A 6,013-nucleotide genomic window follows, 5' to 3' on the forward strand; every position below is an offset into this window, starting at 1 on the left:
TGACGGGCGTCCCCCTGGGGAATCGGCCGTCAACGGGGTGGGGAATTACGGCGACAGCTTTCGTCGGAAAGTGGGGATTTGGGCCGTCGCCGACACCTTGCCCCATACCCCGCGCGGCGGCAGCTGCACGAGCGGTATCCAGTTGCGCAGTGCGTTCACCAGTGAGCCGGGATCCGCCTCCGGCCACCGTTCGCCCAGTGCTGCCCTCAGCTCCGCCGGATTCCGCGCCCGCTCCCCCACCAGCGCCCGCCCGGCAGCCACCAGCTCCTCCCGGTCCGCACCCCGCATTCCGCGCGCCCAGGTGCTGCTATGGAACTGGCGGTCGAGCATCGGCTGCATCACCGGCCGCAGCGCCAGGGCGTCAGACGCGCTCACCAGATGCACCGTTCCCCGCATCAGCACGATCCGCACCGCGCGGCGTTCGGTCATCAGTCCCGCCAGGTCGGCGAACGAGAAGCGCTTCAGCCGGGTCCAGAGCCCGACGTAGGGCGCGTCCGGCACCTGCGACTGCATGCCCACCAGGTGCTCGATCGCATCCAGAGCGGACATCTCGGAGCGTTCCAGCAACAGCTGGCGGCCCAGCAGAGCCCGGTTGAGTGTGCGGCGGTCGAGCACGATGTTCGGCATGAGGGAACGCTACCGACCCTTGCGGACAGATTCTGTCCGCACGATGGAGTGGCCAAACAACGGCTGTTCCGTCTCACCGGTTGGCCGATCTCACTGAAGATTGACCCTCCGTCGATTGGCGCTTCCTGCGGTGGTCTTTGAGGTCGCCGGGCTTCATTGCCTCTGCGCAAGAGGCGAGTGGGCCCCTTCCCGGGAGGGGCCCACTCGTTCGGCATGACAGTTTGATGGCTTGCGCGTGATCAGGACTAGGGCCTGTCTGTCAATTCGGTCGCCTGGTCAGCGGTCTACCCAGTCCGGCGCCCACACGTCGTGCGGGGTTCGCGGGCCTGCGGTGCGCAGATGGTCGCGTAGCGCGGTCAGCACGGGGTGCTGGTCTCCGCTGCGAAACAGCAGCACGTGCGGGTAGACCGGGGTCGGGTCGTGCAACGGGATGCGCCGTAGGTCGTGGGTCTGGGGCCACAGGTACCGGTCCCCGCTGCCGACGAGGGTGGCCAGCGAGACCGAGTCGGCCAGCGCGTCCATAAGGGCCTCGTCACCGAAGTTGGGGCCGAGCGCGTCGATGCTCAGGCCGAATGCCTCGGACAGCGCCTGGTAGAACGCCGCCCACTCCGTGCCCGGCCTGATCCCTGGGATCCAGATGCGGTGGCCAGCCAGGTCCGCAGGACTGACCCAGGGCGCGTCAGCTAGCGGGTGGCCGGGGCCGACCAGGAGCTCCAGGGGTGCGTCCAGGAGTCGTTCGGCGCTGATCCCGGCCGGGACCTGGTCTGCTGGCAGGGCACGGAAAGACGCGTCGACGGTCCCTTCGAGCACCGCCTGGGCGGCCTGGGCGGCGTTCTCCTTGCTCAGCGTGACCGCGTCCAGGTCCGTCTCGGGGTGGGAGCGGTAGAACCGGTAGACGGCCTGGGCCGGGGAGATGCGCCGATTGAGGACATCGACGCGCAAGGGCCGGCTGCCGGGGCGCACGGCCTGCTCGGCCTGCTCGAGGGCCGCCAGGACCTTCTTGGCGTGCGGCAGGAAGACCTGCCCGTCCAGGCTCAGCCGGGAGCCTCGGGAGGTCCGCACCAGGAGCGTGACCTCGATGTGCCTCTCCAGGGCCGCGATCCGCTTGGAGACCGCCTGCTGGCTGATCCCCAGCTTGTCGGCAGCAGCCTGGAACTGGCCGGTCTCGGCGACGGCCACGAACGTCCGCAGTGCTTCAGCATCCACGCTTCCACCCTATTTCCACAACCATTGGTTGTGTCTGTTGTGGTGCAGGGTTGTTTGATTGAGTGTTCTGTGCGGTGGTGGGATAAGCGCATGTCTACCCGCACAGAGCAGGTCATGTATGTCCAGACGCCTGAGTTCGCGCGTCATGCGGAGCGGATCCTGGAGGTGACCGATGCGACGTCTCGACTGAACGTGCTTCCGTTCAGCGACAGCGAAGGTCGCGCGAAACTACTTTCTGTTGTGTTCGGTGGCCCGCTGCCGGAGTCGGTGATGATCTACCCGCCGTTCTTTACCGAGTACGGGCTCAACACGACGTTCGGGGAGAACGTCTTCGTCAACCAGGGATGCACCTTCATGGACAAGGGAAGCATCCGTATCGGCAACAGCGTCATGATCGCCCCGAAGGTTAGCCTCATCACCGGAGGCCATCCACTGCCCCTGGCCGAGCGCCGCGAGTACCTCTCCTTCGCCCCGATCGTCATCGAGGACGACGTCTGGATCGGGACGGCTGCCGTGATCACACAGGGGGTGACCATCGGTGCCGGTGCGGTGGTCGCTGCCGGTGCGGTGGTCACTCATGATGTTCCTGCCGGCACCGTGGTCGCGGGAGTGCCCGCCCGGGTGATCAAGACGATCGACTGAGCCCGGCCGGGCTGCCGGCCCGGGCGCCCAGCACCTCTGCGGTCTGATCCTGATGCCTCGTCACGCCCGGCTGGCCGACCGGCAGTGGGACCGCATCCGACCTGTGCTGCCCTCCAGTACCGGTCGTCGTGGCAGGCCGTGGGCCGATCACCGCCGCATTGTGGAGGCGATCGTCTACCGGTACCGCACCGGTATTCCTTGGCGAGACCTCCCAGCCAGGTTCGGATCCTGGAAGACCGTGTGGGCCTGCCACCGCCGCTGGGCCGCCGACGGGACCTGGGACCGCGTGCTCGACGTCCTGCTCGCCCGCGCGGACGACGATGGGCTGATCGACTGGCGGGCGGCGGGTGGACTCCACCATCACCCGGGCCCACCAGCACGCCACCAACACCCGCCGCCCCGAGAAGTGCCGGGCCGCAGCCCGAGGGCAAGGCCTCGACGCCCACCGAGAGCCCGCCGGGCACGCGATCGGCCGTTCCCGCGGCGGGCTGGCCACGAAGATCCACCACACCCTGGACCTGGTCAGGGCCAACCGCTGGCCGTCGTCGTGACGCCCGGGCAGGCGCACGACGGCCAGTCCCTGCCGTTGCTCCTGGGCGACCTGCGAGTCCCCAGGACCGGAGCAGGCCGCCCGCGCACGACCCCGACCATGCTGCTCGGCGACAAGGCCTACTCCTCCCGCGCGATCCGAGCGGCGCTCAAGGCCTGCGGTATCACCGCGGTCATCCCTGAACGGCGTGACCAGCAGGAGCACCGTCGCCGCCGCGGTTCAGCAGGCGGGCGTCCGTCGAAGTTCGATCCGGTGGCCTACAAGAACCGCAACGTGGTCGAGCGGTCCTTCGCCCTACTCAAGCAGTGGCGGGGCCTGGCCACGAGGTTCGACAAGCTCGCGATCGTCTACCGCTCGGCCGCGGTCCTCGCCGCGGTGCTGGTCTGGGCTCGCATCTAACGGACACGCCTTAGTGGCCGCTGAAATCGGCCTGGTGAGAGCCAAGGTCAGTCAGCGCCACCAAGACTGGGCAATGGCGCCTGGTGCGGACGGGCGCGCAGCCCGTCGAGAAGGATCGCCAAATATCGTCGCCACATCTCGGAGGGGTGTTCGGCGGGCAGGGCCATGACGGCGTCGATCATCGCGGCGATCGGTGCGATGTCGGCCTCGGTGACTCCGTCACGCAGGGCGCCCTGCGTACGGGCCCGTGCCAGGAGATGCTCGCAGTGCAACGTGATCTCCTGCCGCGCCTGGGCAGGACCGGCGCCCTCGATGATGCCGTGTCGCATCAGCTCACGCAGCCCGCGGTTGTGCGCGGCCCGCGCCAGGGCCCTCTCAAGGAAGCCGGCCAATGCGGCGAATGCGTCGTCCCCGGCCAAGGCCTCCCGCCCCATCGCCGCGATCTCGTCGAGTTCTTCACCGAAGACGGCCTCCGCGAGCGCCTGCTTGTCGGGGTACTTCCGGTAGACGGTGCCGACTCCGAGGCCGGCATGGTGCGCGACATCGTTGAGCGTGGCCTGAAGGCCGCGCGCGGCGAAGACCTCGCGTCCGGCCTGAAGGATGCGCCGGCGATTTAGCTCGGCATCCCGCCTCAGCGGAGGTGCTCCTGCCGCAGCGGGTTCCGCGCCTCCCCTCTGGCCCATGAACGACTCCTTCCGCTGCTGTATTCCGCACCCAAACCGGATACAGCATATCCGCTTCGTGGTACGGTCCCCGCATAAGCGGATACGCAATATCCACATAGTGGTTTCGTGACATCGGGCTGCGAGTCCAGTCGCACAGCTCGGCAGGGATGGAGAGCCAGGGATGCAGACCGTGGTCATCACCGGAGGAACCGACGGGCTCGGCAAAGGTCTCGCACTGCACTACCTGCGCCAAGGAGCGCGGGTCCTCGCCGTGGGCAGCACGCCCGCCAAGGGCGAGGCCCTTCTAGCGCAGGCGACGGCCCTCTCAGCCGGTGACCGCGCCACTTTCCTGCAGGCCGATCTGACATCGGTTACGGCGGCCCAGGAACTCGTCACCGAGATTGAGGGCACCTGTTCCTCAGTGGACAAACTCATCCTGTGCGCCCAGCGGTACCGGCTCTTCGGCACCCGCACCGTCACCCGCGAAGGATTCGAGCACAGCTTCGCACTCGCCTATCTGAGCCGATACGTCCTGAGCCACGGCCTGCGCGAGACACTGGAGTCCGCACCACGACCAGTCATCATGAACGTCGGCACCCCAGGCATCCCCCTGGGTCGGATCCACTGGGACGACCTGCAACTGACACGCCGCTACAACGGCACCAAAGCCACCCTGCAGTCCTTCCGCGCCAACGACCTGCTCGGCGTGGCCTTCGCCGCAGTGCACACCAACACCCCGATCCGCTACATCGGCTACAACCCCGGCGTTGTAGCGACCGGCATGCCCAACCACCTTCCCCAACCACTGCGCGCCCTCACCAAGGCGTCGTTCACCCTGTTCGCCACCTCCGTGGCAAAGGCCGTCACTCCGGTGTCCCATCTCCTGGACGAACCGCCAGGCGAACCCTTCACCGCCTACCGCACCACACACCAACTCGCCTTGAAAGGCACAGCCTTCGACAAGGGCGCCGCATGGCGACTGCACCGCCTCACACAGGACCTGCTGCTCCGGCAAAGGTCGTAGCCATCACGGAAGAGATGCGGTTGGTGATCTTCGCTCGTTGGGGTGAAGCTGCGCGGTCTTCCGTTCTCGCTTGGTTGTGGGTGTGCTGCTCTTGTCTGAGCGGGGCGGATCGAGCGGTCGGAGGGCCGCGATGGCGATGGGCTCGGGTGCGGGGCGGGTGGTTCCGCCGTTGACGGTGCGGATGGCTCGGGCGAGCAATCCACGAGGCACGGCCGCGATGTGGGTGCGGGACCGGCTGGATGAACTGTTCGTCGATGAGGACTTCGCGGACTGGTATCCGGCTGACGGGAGAAAGGGGCTGTCACCGGCCCGGCTCGCGTTGGTGTCCGTGCTGCAGTACGCCGAGAACCTGACCGACCGGCAGGCCGCTGAGGCCGTGCGGTGCCGTCTCGATTGGAAGTGCTGTCTGGGCCTGGAGCTGGACGATCCGGGGTTCGACTTCTCAGTACTCAGCGAGTTCAGGGACCGGATGGCCCAGGGTGACCGGGCCGACCGGCTGCTGGCTGCGATGGTCGACCATCTTGTGGCGGCTGGGCTGGTCAAACGCCGCGGCCGGGTGCGGACGGACCCCACCCATGTGCTCGCCGCGGTCCGTCGCCTGAACCGGGGAGAACTGGTCGCGGAGACCTTACGGACCGCGCTGGAGGAGCTCTCGGAGCACGGTGAGGAATGGCTGACCCGGCTCGTCACCCGGGACTGGGCAGACCGCTATGGCCGGCCGGTGCGTTATGACCGGCTGCCTCGCGGCGGGGACGCGCTGATCGCCTACGTCCTGAAGGTCGGCGAGGACGACGCCGGGCCTTGGCCCAAGGCCGGGTAGTTAACGTATTTCTGCTGGTGGCAAGGGGGTTCGGTGTCGGGTTGGGAACGCGGGCAACGGGGCTGCGTTGGTCAGGTAGT

General features: G+C 67.8%; 6 protein-coding genes and 1 pseudogene. 4 read left to right on the forward strand and 3 right to left on the reverse strand.

Translation table 11 applies throughout. From position 1 onward, the window contains the following. Positions 1-45: 45 nt before the first annotated feature. Together ACFXB5_RS51965 and ACFXB5_RS51970 are read right to left on the reverse strand one after the other, a co-directional pair. Positions 46-627 (reverse strand): DNA glycosylase AlkZ-like family protein, encoded by a 582-nt coding sequence (locus tag ACFXB5_RS51965; RefSeq protein WP_385222702.1) that lies wholly within the window; start codon positions 625-627, stop codon positions 46-48. 276 nt (positions 628-903) lie between these two features. Then, positions 904-1,833: a LysR family transcriptional regulator gene (locus ACFXB5_RS51970; protein ID WP_385222704.1), complete on the reverse strand. Its 930-nt coding sequence runs from the start codon at positions 1,831-1,833 to the stop codon at positions 904-906. 114 nt (positions 1,834-1,947) lie between these two features. On the opposite strand from ACFXB5_RS51970, the gene ACFXB5_RS51975 reads away from it, so the two are divergent. Next, the gene (locus ACFXB5_RS51975; RefSeq protein WP_385222716.1) at positions 1,948-2,475 is read left to right on the forward strand and encodes a sugar O-acetyltransferase; all 528 of its coding nucleotides are present in this window, start codon (positions 1,948-1,950) and stop codon (positions 2,473-2,475) included. A gap of 52 nt (positions 2,476-2,527) precedes the next feature. Continuing rightward, positions 2,528-3,424, forward strand: a pseudogene (locus ACFXB5_RS51980) (IS5 family transposase). Positions 3,425-3,471: 47 nt separating this feature from the next. Here the strand turns inward: ACFXB5_RS51980 and ACFXB5_RS51985 are convergent. After that, positions 3,472-4,107 carry a TetR/AcrR family transcriptional regulator gene (locus tag ACFXB5_RS51985; RefSeq protein WP_385222707.1) on the reverse strand — a complete coding sequence of 212 codons (636 nt, stop codon included), beginning with the start codon at positions 4,105-4,107 and terminating at the stop codon, positions 3,472-3,474. Positions 4,108-4,270: 163 nt separating this feature from the next. Here ACFXB5_RS51985 and ACFXB5_RS51990 point away from each other — a divergent pair, with 163 nt between their 5' ends. Both ACFXB5_RS51990 and ACFXB5_RS51995 read left to right on the forward strand, forming a co-directional pair. Next, complete coding sequence (locus ACFXB5_RS51990; protein WP_385222710.1) at positions 4,271-5,113, forward strand: SDR family NAD(P)-dependent oxidoreductase; 843 nt, start codon at positions 4,271-4,273, stop codon at positions 5,111-5,113. 130 nt (positions 5,114-5,243) lie between these two features. Continuing rightward, complete coding sequence (locus ACFXB5_RS51995; RefSeq protein WP_385222713.1) at positions 5,244-5,933, forward strand: transposase; 690 nt, start codon at positions 5,244-5,246, stop codon at positions 5,931-5,933. Positions 5,934-6,013 lie beyond the last annotated feature (80 nt).

The organism is Streptomyces sp. NPDC059455, assembly GCF_042750115.1.
GTDB classification, from domain to species: Bacteria; Actinomycetota; Actinomycetes; order Streptomycetales; family Streptomycetaceae; genus Streptomyces; species Streptomyces endocoffeicus.